The sequence below is a fragment of the Streptomyces bambusae genome, assembly GCF_019400985.1.
Classification (GTDB): Bacteria; Actinomycetota; Actinomycetes; order Streptomycetales; family Streptomycetaceae; genus Streptomyces; species Streptomyces bambusae_A.
In genome coordinates, this window is the sequence record NZ_WTFF01000192.1 from 1 (window position 1) to 14,044 (window position 14,044).

A 14,044-nucleotide genomic window follows, 5' to 3' on the forward strand; every position below is an offset into this window, starting at 1 on the left:
CGTTCGGGCTGCGCCGAGTTCCCGGGCGGCGCGGCGCGCTCGGCCCGGGCGGCGCGTTCGGGCTTGGCGGTGGCCACGGCCCGGTCAGCCGCCGCCCGGCAGGGAGCCGGCCAGCTGGAGCAGTTCCACGAAGGCGTCGATGCCGTCCGGGACCGGCCAGTCCAGGTCCCGCATCGCCGCGAGGTCGGCGGCGGCCCGCGCGGCCACGTCGGGCACCCCGGCGTCCACGGCCTTGGCGAGGACCGTCCAGCCCGCCTCCCAGCGGGCACGGGTCAGGTCGCTCTGCACGGCCGCGACGACGGCGATGAGGAAGGCCAGCTGCCGGTCGCCGCGCTCGGGCAGCGCGAAGGCGCCGGGGTTGGCCAGCACCTTGTCGGGATCGGGCAGGTCCAGGTGCTCCAGGTACGCCAGCAGCTCCAGCCCCGCGCCCTCGCCCACCGCGCCGGTCAGGGCGGCGGCCAGCGCCTCCCGCCCGGTCCCGGCGGCGTACCCGGTGGCCAGCAGCCGCAGCGCCATCTCCCAGGTGCGCGGGGACGGCCAGGCCCGCCCCCGGCCCTCGGCGTCGGTGGGCAGATGGTGGACGAGGCCCGGCCGGGCGGTCAGGAAGCCGGAGACCACACCGCGGGCGCGGGCGACCGCGCCGGACGCCCGGGCGGGGTCCACGGCGGGGACGGCCACCTCGGGCCAGGTGCCGGCCATGCCGCGGGCGACGGTGCGGGGCTGGTGCGTCCAGTCGAGGTGGACGAAGCGGTTGGCCAGGGGCGGGCTGAGGTGCCAGCCGTCGGCGGCGCTGGAGGGCGGGTTGGCTGCGGCGACGATGCGCACGGACTCGGGCAGGACCAGGCTGCCGACCCTGCGTTCGAGGACCACGCGCAGCAGCGCGGCCTGCACGGCGGGCGGGGCGGAGGACAGCTCGTCGAAGAACAGCAGGCCCTGGCCGGTGCGGGCGAGGCGGACCGCCCAGTCCGGCGGGGCCATGGGCACGCCGGTGGTGGCGGGGTCGTCCCCCACGATGGGCAGTCCCGCGAAGTCGGACGGCTCGTGCACGCTGGCGATGACCGTCTCCAGCGGGATGCCGAGTCCGGTGGCCAGCTGCTCCATGCCGGCCGACTTGCCGATGCCGGGCTCACCCCACAGCAGGACGGGCTGGTTGGCCGTGACGGCGAGGGCGAGCGCCTCCAGCTGGGGGTTGGTGGCGGGCTCGGTACGGGTCGCGCTCAGCCGGGCGTTGAGGGCGTCGGCGGCGGCCAGCGGCCCAGGGGCGGTGCCGGCGGCGGCACCGGGCGTACCGGGGTTGCCGGGGTTGCCGCTCACTCGTCGTCCTCTTCCTCTTCCTCGTCGTAGTACTCGCTCTGGTCGTCCATCCAGTCGTCCCACCAGTCGTTCCCGATGTCGGGGAACTCCTCCTTGACCCGGTCGCTGAGGAAGCCCAGGTCGGTGCGGTGGTAGCGGCGGATGATCTGCGCCAGCGACATGTCCATGTTGTCGACGATGTCGATGCGGGATCCGGCCTCGAGGAGCGCCCGTACCAGGCTCACCGAGCCGCCGTAGGTCACGGCCATCATCAGCGGGGTGCGGTCGGTCTTGTCCTTCGCCTCCAGGTCGAGTCCGGCCGCGAGCAGCCGGGGCAACAGCTCCTCGTGGTCGAGGAGGTGGAGCAGGTGGAGCAGGCTGCGGTCGTTCGGCAGCTTCATCCGCGGGTCGAAACCCGCGTCCAGCAGGGCGAGTACACCGGGGGTGTCGCCGTGCTGGGCGCGCAGCATCAGCTCCCGCCGCTGCTCGCGCAGCGCGCGCGGCAGCCTGCCGTTGCCCGTTGCCACGGTCTGCCGGACGGCGAAGCAGCCGGCGACCGCACCGCCGAAGGCGCGCAGCGCCTGCTCGCGCTGCTGCTCCTGCGGGGTGTGCGGCATGTCGAGTTCGCCGTCCCGGAAGCGGACCTCGTGCCACTCGCCGCGGCAGCGCACCCGTACGGGCGCCGGGGCCGCCGGGAGCGGCGGCCCGTCGGCGGGCCCGGCCTCCGGGAACAGGGCGGCCGCGACCAGCGGGTGCAGTTCATCCGGGGCGATCCGGCCGGCCCGTACCAGGTGCAGGTCGGGGTCGGGATGCCACGCGTATCCGGGCAGGCACGGCACGTCCTTCACCGTGTCACGGTCGACGAAGCCGACGCGCACCGGGGCCGAGGCGTCCTGTCCGTCTGCCATCAGCAGGAAGTGCCAGCGCCAGTGCACCGGGACCCGGAAGCGGTCGCCCGCCCCGGCCGCCACCAGGCGGCGGAACCCGTCGGCGATCCGCAGCAGGTCGGGCGCGGCCGTCGTCAGCATCCCGGCGGGGTCCCGGTAGTACCGGGGGGTGTTGCCGGCCTCGGCGGGGTCGAGCTCCATCCCGGCGACCGCGCAGGCCTCGACGCTCTCACCGCGGGAGAGGAGGACGGCGGCCCACTCCGCCCGGGCCGCGGGATCGGCGGTGCCGGGGTCCTCCGCGGGGAGTTCCTCCTCGGTGAGCGGGGTGCCGTCGGCGCGGAAGAACGGCAGCCGGTCCGCGCCGCCGGCGAACCGCGCGCGCAGCTCCGCCGCGTGGCGGGCGTCCCACAGGTGGCGGGCCCGCGTCCAGTCCGTGCCGGACCCGGAGAAGCGGGTGCCGATCGGCGCGCACACCAGCCGCAGCCGCTGCGGGCCCTCCATCATGGGCGTGGTGGTGACGTAGAGGCCCAGGAGCTCGGGCGAACCGGCTTCGGGGCCGTAGCACGCGAGCAGGACGCTGCAGTCCGTGTCCAGCGTCGTACGGCCGCCCAGCAGCCGGGGGAGGTGCCAGCGCATCAGATCCGGAGCGAGGTGCCGCAGGTCCTCGGTCACCGCCGCGGCGGCCGCCTCACCGAACCGGGCGGCGAGGCCGTCGAGGTCGAAGACGGGATCGACGGCGGCGGCCGCGCACGCGGCCCGCCAGTCACCGGCCAGCCGGTGCGCCGTCGCCTGTTCGATCATCCAACGGGGAACGGCGTAGCGGCGGATGCGCTGCCACACCGACACGTCCTCGGGGGCGAGACCACCGGGCATGGGTGCCGGCTTCACCGGTACACGCTGCCGATCGCACGCAGGTCGGGATGGGCGGCGCGGGCGGGCCGCAGCCGCTCGGCGAAGGAGCGCTTGACCCGGCGGGGCAGGCCGGGGCCGAGGCCCACGTACTCCAGCGGGGAGTCGTCCGGCACGGCGGCGAGCAGCGACTTGGCGCCGCGCCCGGTGAGGCCGGTGTGCCGCAGTTCGAGGCGGCGCAGCGGGCTGCCGGGCAGCGCGGCGGCCAGGGCCCGGGCACCGCAGTCGCCGGTCGCGTTCGGGGGCGAGCCGAGGCTGCGCTCCGACATGGGCCGGCCGAGGTCGAGGGTCTCGATGCCGCCGAGGGCGTCGGCCAGTGCTTCGGCGCCGCGGGGGCCGATGCCGTTGCCGCCGAGTCCGAGACGTACCGGCTGCTGCGGGTCCGCGGCGGCCACTGCGGCGGCCAGGACGGCGGTGCCTTCGTCGCCGAGGTGGTTGGCGGGCAGGTACAGCTCGCGCACGCCCGCGTCGCGGACGAGGGCGGCGAGCAGCGGCGCGGCGTCCGCGGCAAGGCCGTTGCCGCCGAGGAAGAGCCGCTCCAGGGGTGCGTCCCGGTCGGTCAGGGCGTCGAGGAGGAGGCGTACGCCGTCGGCCCCGATGCCGGTGTTGACCAGGTCGAGGGTGCGCAGGGCGGTGTTGCGGCGCAGCAGGGCGGCGAGGGTGGCCGCGCCGTCCGCGGTCACCGGGTTGCGCTTGAGCCAGAGGGCGCGCACGGAGGTGTCGTCGGCCAGTGCGTCGGCGAGGGCGGCGACGCCGTCGGGGCCGATCCGGTTGCAGCCGAGGTAGAGGGTGTGCAGGCCGTGGCCCGGCTCGTCGGTGAGGGCGCGGGCCAGGGCCCGGGCGCCGTCGTCGCCGATCCCGTTGGTGCCGAGCAGCAGGTGCGCGGCGTGCGCGGAGGCGGCGGCGACGGGGAGCAGCCGGGCGGCACCGGACGGGCCGAGGCCCTGCTTGCACAGGTCGACCCGGCCGTCGCCGCGCAGGGTGCCCAGGGGGTAGGTCTCGTCGTCCGTGACCGGGTGGTCCTGTGCCAGGCGGGCGAGCAGCGGATCCAGCGCGGCCGGGTCGGCGAGCGGCAGGTCGGGGTGCTCGATCGCGGGGCACCGTACGGGTATCGGCTGGGTCATCACCGCTCCACCGGTTCCTTCGCCGATGTCCGGCGTCCGCAACGACATGCATGATCGCGACGCCCGGGGGCGTCGAAGTGAGCGGCAAGGCCGGTCGGATTTGAACCGACGTCCTCCAGCTTGATGCGTGGGCGCGACGACCTCTGCGCTACGGCCTTGCCGCGGACGATCATAGCGGCCGCACGGCTGAACATCGATCACCAGTTTGCCCTGGAGGCCCATTTGTCCCGGTCCGCCCGCTGCCGTGCCGTCAGCCCGGATCAGGCCGTTCTGCGGTCGGCGGCCTCGTCCGGTGCGGCCGTGGGACGGGGGAGGTTCCGGAACTGGGCGGGGTCCGGGTAGGTGGCCTCCGCCGCCGTGAGGACCTGGTGGATGCGGTCCCGGAAGTCCGGCTCGAAGAGGGTCAGGGAGTGCAGGAGTTCGAGCGCCTCGGTGGTCGGCGCGGGCAGCGGGCGGGCCATGCGGTCGCCGCCGCCGAGGCCGATGAAGCCCTGCCCGGCGCGCCGGCGGTGGTGTTCCGCGCGCTCGTCCATGCCGGCCGTGGCGTACCCGACGGCGAGCGCGAGCTCGCCGAGCAGCTGTCCGGCGCCGCGGCACATGTCGTCCGCCCCCTGGAGCGTCTGCACGGGGCTCCCCGCCACCATCCACTGGTCCTGGTCCCGTGACACCTTGGCCGCCGCGAGCAGGTCGCGGGCCTCCTTGAGCAGGCGGTGCGCCCGGTCGGTGGCGGTCATGGCGGCGACGAGGGCGGTGGTGTCCACTGCGGGAGTCATGGCGGGGCCTCCGGATCGTGAGTGTGGGGGCACCGTAGCGGAATGATCGGCTCCGCGGTGGCCGGATCCGAAAGGCAGTACGGAATCCTCCCCGGGCCTCCGCGCTCCTCCCCGCTCCCCCGCGCTCCCCCGCACGCTCCCTCGCGCCGCTCTCAGCCGGTCCGGCCCGGGTCCGTCGCGACGAGCTCGACCTCGAAGCCGTCCGGGTTCTCCAGATACGCGGCCCAGGTTCCCGGGCCGCCGGCATGCGGGTGCCGTTCGGGGAACATCAGGGTCCAGCCGTGGCGCACCGCATCCGCGGTGAGCCGGTCCACCGCCGCCGGGTCCTCGACGTGGAACGCCAGGTGGTTCAGGCCGGGGCGGCAGCGGTCGTGCCGGTCCCCGGTCAGCGCCGGCGACTGCTCGAACACCAGGTACGTGGCCCCGAGTCGCCAACTGCGGCCGTCGGCCCACTCCTGGTACGGCACGTAGCCGAGGGCCTCCAGCAGCGGGCCGAAGGACGCGACGGCCCGCTCCAGGCTGGGCACCCAGATCTCGACGTGGTGCAGCGTCCCGCGGGCCGGCCCCGTCATGCCGAGCCCGCGGGCGCGTGTCGGTTCCGTCCGGGCACCGCGTCCTCGCTTCCGGGCCATCGCGGCCCACCGCGGGCCGCCCGCCCAGCCTAGTGCCGTGCCCCGGCGGCCCGGGCTCAGCGCTGTACGGCGGCCAGGACGGAGGCGGCGACCGTTCCCGTGGCCGCGACGGCCATGCAGGTGCGCGCTCTGCCCGCCAGCAGGCCGACGACGAACGAGGGGACGCCGGGCGCGCCCGGCGGGCGGCTCAGCAGGGCGCACCGGGCGCACCCGGGGTCGTGCCCGAGGACGTCCAGCCACAGCGCGCCGTCGAGCGGGGCCCCCGCGAAGGCGCCTTCTTCGTTGTATTCCGGACTCACACCCCCTCAACCGCGCCCCGGCCCGCCCGGCAACGGCAAGGCCGCGAGCCGAGATGCAACCGTTGCCGTCGGGCGCTGCGGCCGCGGTGTACCAGGGCTGGACTCCTTGCCTCGGGCCCATGTCCGGACCGGTCCCAACTGCCGTCCCCTCAGGCCGAGTAGAGCATTGCCCCGGCCCGGTGCGGCCGCCTAGGTTGAGCGCGCGCCGCGGCTGACGTCGGCGCTGTTGCCCACGACCGAAAGGGACTTCATGCGCTCGACGCTGCGCGCGGTGACGACGGCGGCCACGGCGGTGCTCGCCGTCATGGCGGCCCTGGCCTCGGCCCCCGGAGCCGCCGCCGATCCGCCCTCGCCCCGTACGGCAGCGGACGCGGGGCGGGTGGAGGTCGAGATCCCGGGGCCGGAGCACGGCGGGCAGGCCGGTTCGGGACGGGCCAGGGTGCCGGCGGCAGGCAAGGGCCGGACTCCGGGCCGGCTGACGGAGGCCGAGCGCGGCCTGGACGGTCAGGTCACCGCGCTGGTGCAGGGCGGGACCCCGGGCGACCGGCTCGACATCGTCGTGGTCGGGGACGGCTACACCGCCGCCGAGCTGGCGAAGTTCCACGCCGACGCCAGGCAGAAGTGGGCCGAGATCACCTCGGTCGAGCCGTACACGACGTACCAGAACCTGTTCAACGTCTGGGCCGTCGACGCCGTCTCGAACGAGTCGGGGGTCTCCGGCGACCCGGACGCGGGCACCGTCCGCGACACCGCCCTCGGTTCCTCCTTCTGGTGCGAGGACATCGAGCGGCTGCTGTGCGTGGACCAGGCCAAGGTCGACGCGTACGTCGCGAAGGCCCCGGAGGCCGATCTGGTGCTGGTCCTCGCCAACAGCACCAAGTACGGCGGCGCCGGCTACAACGAGCCCAGCCCGGTCCTCGGCTACGAGGGCATATCCACCGCCTCGGCCGGCCACCCGAAGTCCGGGCAGGTCGCCATCCACGAGACCGGGCACTCGCTGGGCAAGCTGGCCGACGAGTACTTCTACGACGGCTACCCGGGCTACGAGCAGTACGAGGGGCCCGAACCCGCCGACGCCAACGTGTCCGTGCTCACCGCCGACGCGATGGCCGCGCAGCGCGCCAAGTGGCACCGCTGGCTGGGCGAGCCCTCGCCCGACGGCGGCACGGTCGGCGCGTACGAGGGCGGCGGCTACTACGTGAAGGGGCTGCGGCGGCCCACGGACAACTCGATGATGCGCTCCCTCGGCAAGCCCTTCAACCTGCCCGGCGTCGAAGCGATGATCGCCGGCTTCTACCGGCACGCCCGGACGGCCACGGCGCTCACCCCCACCGACCGGGTACTGCGGCCGGGCGGCTCCGCCGAGGTGGGCGTCCCCGCGCTGGCGGACCCGGGCGGCCGCCGGCTCACCGTCCGCTGGTACCTGGACGGCCGGGAGCTGCGCTGGTTCGAGGGCCGCAGCCGGGTGCGGGTCGGGGAGCTGACGGTCTGGCTGCTGGACCGGCGTGAGCATCGGCTGTCGGTGGTCGTCGAGGACGCCACGCCCGCGGTCCGCGACCCGCGGATCGCGGCGGGCCTGACCTCGAAGGTCGACTGGCGCGTACGGCTCTGACGGCGTACGACCGCGACGACCTCACGACCTCACGACCTGACGACCTGACGACCTGACGACTGTGGGCGCCGTACGCCGCTGAGGGACGCCTCCGAGGGCGTACGGCGCCTCAGTCGACGGGCCAGGTGTGCGCCGGGGCGTTCATGTGCATGAACTCCATGTACTGGCACGTCATCCGGCGCAGCGACTCGTGGCGGTGGCGGTGGCGGGCGTCGTCGAGGTGGTGGAACATCTCCGACTGCCAGACCGCGCCGTTGCGCCCGGACACGCAGCGCTGCTCGATCACGCCCAGCAGCGGCTCGCGCCACGCGTCGTCCATGCCCGCGGCCTCCAGCCCCCGGTGCGCCAGGGGCAGCAGCCGGCGCAGGACCAGTTCGGCGGTCGGGACCTCGCCCATGCCCGGCCAGTACAGGGAGGCGTCGATGCCGTACCGGGCGGCGGTGTGGAGGTTCTCCTCGGCTGCGGAGAAGGACATCCGGGACCACACCGGGCGCTCCTCCTCGACCAGGGCGCGGGTCAGTCCGTAGTAGAAGGCGCCGTTGGCCAGGATGTCCGCCACGGTCGGCCCGGCCGGCAGGACCCGGTTCTCCACGCGCAGGTGCGGTTTGCCGTGGGCGACGGCGTACACGGGCCGGTTCCAGCGGTAGATCGTGCCGTTGTGCAGGGTGAGCTCGGCGAGCTCGGGGATGTCGCCCGCTTCGAGGGTCTCGTGCGGGTCCTCGTCCTCGCAGAGCGGCAGCAGGGCGGGGAAGTAGCGCTGGTTCTCCTCGAAGAGGTCGAACACGCTGGTGATCCAGCGCTCCCCGAACCAGACCCGGGGCCGTACGCCCTGGACCTTGATCTCCTCCGGCCGGGTGTCGGTGGCCTGCTCGAACAGCGGGATCCGGGTCTCGCGCCACAGCTCCTTGCCGAACAGGAAGGGCGCGTTCGCGGCCAGGGCCACCTGCACCCCGGCGACGGCCTGCGCCGCGTTCCAGTAGTCGGCGAAGTCCTCGGGCGCGACCTGGAGGTGGAACTGGGTGCTGGTGCAGGCCGCCTCCGGGGTGATCGTGTCGGCGTACGCGCGCAGCCGCTCGACCCCGTCGAGGGCGATCCGCAGGTCCTCGCCGCGGGCCGCGAACACCTGCTCGTTGAGGTGGTGGTAGCGCGGGTTCTCGGAGAGGGCCTGCTCCCCCACGTCCTTCTGCTGGAGCGTCGGCAGGATGCCGATCATGACGAGGTGGGCGCCGATGCCGGCGGCCTTCTCCTCGGCGTGGTTGAGCGCGTCGCGGATCTCCCGCTCCCAGGCGTCGGGGCCGCCCTCGGTCAGCCGGCGCGGCGGGATGTTGATCTCCAGGTTGAAGCGGCCGAGCTCGGTGGCCCAGGCGGGGTCGGCGATGGCGGCGAGCACGTCGGTGTTGCGCATGGCGGGCTCGCCGGAGCCGTCGACCAGGTTGAGCTCGATCTCGAGGCCGACCTGGGGCCGCTCGATGTCGAACCGGGACTCGCGCAGCATGCGGGCGAGCGCGTCGAGGCAGGACTGTGTCTTCTCCCGGTAGCGGCGCCGGTCGTCCCGGGTGAACACCAGCGCCGGAACATCCCGTCCCATCGGACCTCCGAGTCCCCCGGGGCGCTGCTCCGGGCCGTCACGGGTGTTCTCGCTCCCTCCAGCGTCGCACGCCGCACGCCGCGCCGCCCGCGGCAGCGGGGGTCTCCTGGATTACGCTCGAAGGACGCGTGCACCGGACACGTGCGCCGGGAGCGTGCGAGAAAGGGGACGTGCCATGTGCCGTTGGCTCGCCTATGCCGGGACCCCCGTCCTGCTGGACGACGTCCTGTACAAGCCCGCCCACTCGCTGATCGACCAGAGCCTGCGGTCGAAGCTCGGCGTCGAGACCACCAACGGGGACGGTTTCGGCGTGGGCTGGTACGGGCTGGAGGGGCACGGGGAACCGGCCGTGGTCCGCGACATCGGCCCCGCGTGGAACAACCGCAACCTGCGGGAGATCTCCTCGCACGTGCGTTCGCACATGTTCTTCGCCCATGTCCGCGCCTCGACGGGGACGGCGGTGCAGCAGACCAACTGCCACCCGTTCCGGCACGGGCGCTGGCTGTGGATGCACAACGGCGCGATCACGGACTTCGCCCGGCTGCGGCGCGACCTGTGCATGGCCGTGGACCCGGCGCTCTTCGCGTCCATCGAGGGCTCCACCGACTCCGAGGTGATGTTCTACCTGGCCGTGACGTTCGGCCTGGACCAGGACGTGCCGGGGGCGGTGGGCCGGATGGCGGGCTTCGTGGAGCGGCTGGGCAAGGAGCACGGCGTGGTGCACCCGCTGCAGATGACGGTCGCCGTCTCCGACGGTGAGCAGCTCTGGGCCTTCCGGTACTCCAGCCTGGGACAGTCGCGTTCACTCTTCTACAGCAGCCGCCCGCAACAGGTTCGCGAGCTGCACCCGGACCTGGCCTTCCTGCGCGGCGCCTCCGACGACACCCGGCTGGTCGTCTCCGAGCCGCTGGGCGACCTGCCGGGCGTGTGGAACGAGCTGCCGGAGAGCAGCTACACCGTCTGCCCCTCGGGAGAGAAGGACTACCTGCCCTTCTGGCCGGAGCCGGTCTGACCCCTCCGCGGCCGGCGTCAGCGGCACCGGTGCGTCAGTGACCGGTGAGGACGATGACGCTGTCCTCCGGCTCGAAGCGGACCAGGGTGCTCTTGGGCGGGTTGATCCGGATGCCGTACGCCGGCGCCCGGGCGGCGTCGGCGCCGACGCGGTAGCCGAGGGCGGACTCCCCGCGGCGGCGGGCGGCCTCCACCACGGTGGCGAACGAGACCTCGGTGCCGGGCCGTACGTACCCGGCCGCGGGCCGCAGGCAGATCTCGCTGCCGCCGGGGGAGAACAGGATGTCGAAGAGACGGGCCAGATCGGCGTTCTCGGCGATCTGGGTCAGCAGCAGGGCGATCAGGCGGCCGTTGACGACGAAGTCGTCACCCTCGTTGACCGGGGCGAGGGCGCGGCTGCGGTCGTCGTTCATCTCGGCGACGACGTGGATCGGGCGGCCCAGGCTCCGCTCCAGGTCGCGCAGGTGCAGCAGGGTCACCAGGGTGCGGCTGTCGGCCTGCCAGGCGTCCGTGTCGTCGTAGCCGAGGACCACCACGTGGTCGTAGGAGCCGATGTCGAGGGCGTGCAGGGTGTGGGGGCTGCCGATGTCCCCCTCCCGGAAGGCGGTCTTCAGGGGGCTGGCGACGACCTCGTCCGGTGGGGCACCGCGCCCGGCGGCCCGTGCCCCGTCCAGCGCCTGCGCCCGTGCCTGTGCCGGGCCCGGGCCGTCGGCCACCACGTCCAGTACCGAGCCCTCCGTGACGTACCGCGCCAGCAGGTCGGCGATCAGCGGCGCCCTGCGGTTCCACCCCAGCATCAGCACGGACTCCGGCCGGGCGGGGCGTTCGACGGGGTCGGCCAGCGCCGTGGGGTCGACGGCGGGCGGGGTCTGGGCGAGGACGACCGTGTCGTCGTCGCGCGAGACGGCGATGATCGCGTCGCCCTCGCCGATCGGGGTCGCGGACGGCGGGTTGAGCAGGAGCGTGCCGTCCGCCGTGCGCAGTCCGGCCACGGCTGAGGTCTCGTAGGCCAGCAGCGCCTCGCCGTAGGTGCGGCCGGCCAGGCGCGGTTCGGCGGTGACGTAGAACTCGTCGCCCGCGTAGTCGAGCAGCTCCAGGTAGACCAGCGGGAGCCCGGGCTGGCGGCAGGTCTGGACGATCAGCCGCGCCATGATCTCGTCGTAGCAGAGCACGCGGGTGCGCGGACCGCCCGCCAGCCGGGCGGCCGTGAGGTTCGCGGCGTCCCGCAGGGCGGTCACGACGTGTCCGGGCCGCCGCTGTCCGGGGACCGCCGGGCCGCGGTTCAGGGCGAGCAGCGTCCGGACGATCTGGGCATCGGCGGTCGCGCCCTCCGGGGTGAGGACGATCACCGAGCGGGCGGTGCCGGTGCCGACCAGGGCGACGTCGGCGGGGTCGTCGGGCCGGCCGGTCCGGCAGATCACCCGGGTCGGGCCCGGCTTCGGGACCAGGGCGCGGATCTCGTCCTCCATCTCCGTCTTGTCGCGGTCGGCGAGCACGGCGACGGCGGCCCGGCGCAGGTTGGCATTGGCCTGCGCCAGCTCGGAGATGATCGGGATGGCCTGCTCGGACCAGCCCAGCAGCACGGTGTGCCCGTCCTCCAGCACCACGGAGCGGCCCTTGCGCAGGTCCATGATCTTCTCGTTGACCCCGGTGGTGATCAGGCCGACCAGGGTGCTGGCGAAGAACACGCCCAGGGCGGCGACCAGCACCGACAGCAGGACGAACACGGGGGTGCCGACGGGGCCGCCCAGCTTGAAGACGGTCCCGACGTTCTTCCAGGCCGCGAGGAGCAGGTTCCGCGGCGTCGTGGGGGTGTGCGCCTCCGCCCAGACCAGCAGCACGCTGACCGGGACCACGACCGCCGTGCACAGCGCGGAGAGCCAGCCGATCAGGGCCGGCGTACTGCGCGCCATGGTGTTGTCGAACCAGTACCTCAGGCGCAGCCTGAAGGACGGGGGCCGGGTGTGGCCCATGCCGGATCACCTCCGTGTCGCCTGTGTCCAGTTGCCGGTGTTCATGGGTGCCGGGGTCGGTGCCGGGTTCAGTCCGCCTGGTGGACCTCCAGGGCGGTGCGTACGGCGGACTCCAGCGCGCCCTCGATCCAGGCCGGCTTGATCGAGGTGTGGCAGCCCGCGAAGTGCAGGCGGCCCTCGGGGCGGCGTACGTGGGGGAAGAGCTCGGTGTGCTGGCCGGGCAGCAGCACCGAGGCCTCGCCGTAGGCGTACGGGTCGCGCATCCAGGACTGGGTGCGGCCGACGCCCGTGTAGAAGACCTCGATCCGCTGGCCGTAGACGTCCTGGAGCCCGGCGAGGGCGCGCGGGTAGCGCTCCTCCTCGTCGAAGGCGTCCCACTTCAGGGCGTCGTCGGCCCAGCTGTAGGAGGCGAGTACGACGCCGCCCGCGCTGCCCTCGACGGGGTACGAGGGCTGGAACATGAAGCGGTTGGGGTTGTCGGTGGTGGAGCCGCCGCCGATGACCCCCGCGGCCTCGGGCTGGTTCCGGCCGGGTACCCGGCTGGCCGCGTAGTGCACCCGCTGGGCGGGTGAGACGTGGCCCTTCGGCACGGAGGGGTGGGAGCCCAGCAGCGAGCCGTCGCCCGGGGTCCGGCCGAACTGGTAGTCGTCGTACAGGCCCTTGCGGACGGCCTCCAGCTCGCGCTTCCAGTCGGCCTCGTCGAACTCCCACCAGCGGCGGCTGAATTCGAGCAGCACCTTGGTCGCCGCGTCGTAGTGCAACTCCGTCACCGCGCGGCGCTTGCCGTACGAGAGCGGGGGCGTGACCGGGATGTGGCGCAGGCCCGAGAACGGGACGGTGACGACGGCGATGTCACCGGTGAAGGTCTCGCGTACCACGGGACGGCCGTCGCGCCCCTCGGAGACCGTCTCCACGGTCACGCTGCGCCGCCCGGTGTCCTGGGAGATCCGGGTGGCCCGGCGGTCGAGCCGGACCAGGTCCTTGACCCGGTCGTACATCGCGTCGGCCAGGGTGCCGGTGCCGCCGGGAAGTTCGAAGAAGGAGGTGTCCGGGCTGATCAGGGCGGAGGAGATGAAGGAGTGCAGGAAGGTGAGGTGGAGCCGGGAGGTGAGGTTCTCGACGGTGCCGATGAGGTCCACGGTGGCCTCGTCGAGCTTGGCCTCGTCGGTGAGGTAGCGGTACATCGACATGTGGCCGTAGCGCTGGACCACCCGCGCCCAGCCCTCGACCAGGTCCTTGCCCTGCTTGCCGTCGATCTCCTTGCGGACGGGGGCGAGGGCGCTGCGCACGATCTGGGCGGCGGGGACGGTCTCGTAGGCCGCCGGCACGCCGAAGGACCGGTTCACCGCGCGCGGGTCGCGGACGTAGTCGGCGCGGCGGACCCGGATGCCGTTGACGAACAGCCAGGTGCGGTAGGCGGGGTGGCCGGCGCGGTCCACGTCCACGAGGTGGAAGCGGCGTCGCTTCAGGCCGAAGGCGTCCATCAGGCCGGTCACCAGCGGGTGGCTGTCGGGGATGCGCATGGCGCCGGCCTCGGCGTACTGCTTGGGGTCGGCGAAGGGGGCCGGGGACTTCTCGTGGCCGCCCGCGCGGAAGGTCTTGATGCGGCCGCCGACCCGGTTGGCATTGGCCTCGATCACGGTGACCCGGTGGCCGGCCTCGCGCAACAGGTGGGCGGCGGTCAGACCGGCCGGTCCCGCGCCGACGACCAGCACCTTCTTGGGCCCCTTGCGGGACCTGGGGAGCCCCGAACGGAGCAGGATGTCGGCGTACCGGGGCACCAGCGGCCGGTCCTGGTCGTCGTGGACCAGGACGGCGCGGGCGACGGTCAGGCAGGTGTCCCAGTCGGCGGAGGGCGCGGAGGCGGGCGCGGCGGAGGAGGGGAACGCGGCGGCGGCGCCGCCGGCGACCGCCAGCGCGCCGGCGCCGGCGCCGGCCAGTAC

11 protein-coding genes and 1 pseudogene are annotated in these 14,044 nt (G+C 74.1%); 2 read left to right on the forward strand and 10 right to left on the reverse strand.

Translation table 11 applies throughout. From position 1 onward, the window contains the following. Positions 1–84: 84 nt before the first annotated feature. The 7 genes and pseudogenes from GPJ59_RS23655 to GPJ59_RS23685 all read right to left on the reverse strand — a co-directional run bounded on the left by GPJ59_RS23655 (position 85) and on the right by GPJ59_RS23685 (position 5,917). Positions 85–1,314: an AAA family ATPase gene (locus GPJ59_RS23655; RefSeq protein ID WP_219669547.1), complete on the reverse strand. Its 1,230-nt coding sequence runs from the start codon at positions 1,312–1,314 to the stop codon at positions 85–87. Continuing rightward, on the reverse strand, positions 1,311–3,068 hold the full coding sequence (locus tag GPJ59_RS23660; RefSeq protein ID WP_308120440.1) for an ankyrin repeat domain-containing protein: 1,758 nt from the start codon (positions 3,066–3,068) through the stop codon (positions 1,311–1,313). Before GPJ59_RS23660 ends, GPJ59_RS23655 begins: the two co-directional genes overlap by 4 nt. Next, positions 3,065–4,213, reverse strand: coding sequence for a gala protein (locus tag GPJ59_RS23665; protein ID WP_219669548.1), 1,149 nt, complete (start codon positions 4,211–4,213; stop codon positions 3,065–3,067). The genes GPJ59_RS23660 and GPJ59_RS23665 overlap by 4 nt, the downstream gene beginning before the upstream one ends. Before the next feature lie 85 nt (positions 4,214–4,298). Continuing rightward, positions 4,299–4,371: pseudogene (locus GPJ59_RS23670) on the reverse strand. A gap of 102 nt (positions 4,372–4,473) precedes the next feature. Beyond that, on the reverse strand, positions 4,474–4,986 hold the full coding sequence (locus GPJ59_RS23675; protein ID WP_219669549.1) for a hypothetical protein: 513 nt from the start codon (positions 4,984–4,986) through the stop codon (positions 4,474–4,476). Between the two features lie 152 nt (positions 4,987–5,138). Beyond that, positions 5,139–5,558 carry a VOC family protein gene (locus tag GPJ59_RS23680; RefSeq protein WP_219669550.1) on the reverse strand — a complete coding sequence of 140 codons (420 nt, stop codon included), beginning with the start codon at positions 5,556–5,558 and terminating at the stop codon, positions 5,139–5,141. 116 nt (positions 5,559–5,674) lie between these two features. Then, on the reverse strand, positions 5,675–5,917 hold the full coding sequence (locus GPJ59_RS23685) for a hypothetical protein (protein ID WP_219669551.1): 243 nt from the start codon (positions 5,915–5,917) through the stop codon (positions 5,675–5,677). Positions 5,918–6,167: 250 nt separating this feature from the next. Here GPJ59_RS23685 and GPJ59_RS23690 point away from each other — a divergent pair, with 250 nt between their 5' ends. Next, entirely contained in the window at positions 6,168–7,529 is a 1,362-nt protein-coding gene (locus GPJ59_RS23690) for a M64 family metallopeptidase (protein WP_219669560.1), read from the forward strand. Between the two features lie 109 nt (positions 7,530–7,638). Here the strand turns inward: GPJ59_RS23690 and GPJ59_RS23695 are convergent, their stop codons facing one another. After that, on the reverse strand, positions 7,639–9,117 hold the full coding sequence (locus GPJ59_RS23695; protein WP_219669552.1) for a glutamate-cysteine ligase family protein: 1,479 nt from the start codon (positions 9,115–9,117) through the stop codon (positions 7,639–7,641). Between the two features lie 175 nt (positions 9,118–9,292). Between GPJ59_RS23695 and GPJ59_RS23700 the strand changes: the two genes are divergently transcribed. Beyond that, positions 9,293–10,129, forward strand: a complete 837-nt coding sequence (locus GPJ59_RS23700) for a class II glutamine amidotransferase (protein ID WP_219669553.1) — start codon at positions 9,293–9,295, stop codon at positions 10,127–10,129. Between the two features lie 34 nt (positions 10,130–10,163). Here the strand turns inward: GPJ59_RS23700 and GPJ59_RS23705 are convergent, their stop codons facing one another. Further along, positions 10,164–12,101, reverse strand: coding sequence for a CASTOR/POLLUX-related putative ion channel (locus GPJ59_RS23705; protein ID WP_219669554.1), 1,938 nt, complete (start codon positions 12,099–12,101; stop codon positions 10,164–10,166). 68 nt (positions 12,102–12,169) lie between these two features. Next, on the reverse strand, positions 12,170–14,041 hold the full coding sequence (locus GPJ59_RS23710) for a flavin monoamine oxidase family protein (RefSeq protein WP_258024817.1): 1,872 nt from the start codon (positions 14,039–14,041) through the stop codon (positions 12,170–12,172). Between the last annotated feature and the right edge of the window lie 3 nt (positions 14,042–14,044).

Excerpts from the sequence above, each read along its gene's own strand:
- GPJ59_RS23695 (WP_219669552.1), bottom strand. The coding sequence starts at position 9,117 with ATGGGACGGGATGTTCCGGCGCTGGTGTTCACCCGGGACGACCGGCGC.
- GPJ59_RS23665 (WP_219669548.1), bottom strand. The coding sequence starts at position 4,213 with ATGACCCAGCCGATACCCGTACGGTGCCCCGCGATCGAGCACCCCGAC.
- GPJ59_RS23680 (WP_219669550.1), bottom strand. The coding sequence starts at position 5,558 with ATGACGGGGCCGGCCCGCGGGACGCTGCACCACGTCGAGATCTGGGTG.
- GPJ59_RS23700 (WP_219669553.1), top strand. The coding sequence starts at position 9,293 with ATGTGCCGTTGGCTCGCCTATGCCGGGACCCCCGTCCTGCTGGACGAC.
- GPJ59_RS23690 (WP_219669560.1), top strand. The coding sequence starts at position 6,168 with ATGCGCTCGACGCTGCGCGCGGTGACGACGGCGGCCACGGCGGTGCTC.
- GPJ59_RS23705 (WP_219669554.1), bottom strand. The coding sequence starts at position 12,101 with ATGGGCCACACCCGGCCCCCGTCCTTCAGGCTGCGCCTGAGGTACTGG.
- GPJ59_RS23675 (WP_219669549.1), bottom strand. The coding sequence starts at position 4,986 with ATGACTCCCGCAGTGGACACCACCGCCCTCGTCGCCGCCATGACCGCC.